Below are 406 nucleotides of genomic sequence, written 5' to 3'. Positions count from 1 at the left end.
GCGCTGGCGTGTGGGTTTGCCTCGATGTCGAGTTTTGCCCGGGCGTTTCGCGAGGAGCATGGCCATCCGCCGAAGCTGGCGCGACGGCATTAGGCTTGGCGCTCGCTGACGCGGTGAGATGTTGGCGGGACAGCGCCCCCCTCTGTCCTGCCGGACATCTCCCCCTCAAGGGGGGAGATCGGACTGCATCTCTGCTTTCGCCAATCTCAGATGTTGAAGAAAAGAACGGCGGCATCGAAAATGCCAATCTCCCCCTTGAGGGGGAGATGCCGGGCAGGGCAGAGGGGGGCGCGAAGGATCGCGACGCAACCGATTAGCCAGCGGCATCCCGCACAACAGCTGCGGTTTTCCGCACAATCCTCCCGCCCCTCTTGCGCCATGCTGCGACCTCGCAACCCAGCCAAGG

Annotated in this window: 1 protein-coding gene; it reads right to left on the bottom strand. The window is 64.0% G+C overall.

Annotation, left to right across the window (positions count from 1 at the left end; translation table 11 throughout):
* Positions 1-206: 206 nt before the first annotated feature.
* Positions 207-406: hypothetical protein (locus EOC94_RS34440; protein WP_206532699.1), on the bottom strand; the 200-nt coding region annotated here is incomplete at its 5' end.

Source organism: Mesorhizobium sp. M6A.T.Ce.TU.016.01.1.1 (genome assembly GCF_003997065.1).
In the GTDB taxonomy this organism is placed as follows: domain Bacteria; phylum Pseudomonadota; class Alphaproteobacteria; order Rhizobiales; family Rhizobiaceae; genus Mesorhizobium; species Mesorhizobium mediterraneum.
The sequence above is the reverse complement of the archived record's forward strand: the minus strand, read 5'-3'. Positions and strand labels throughout refer to the sequence as shown.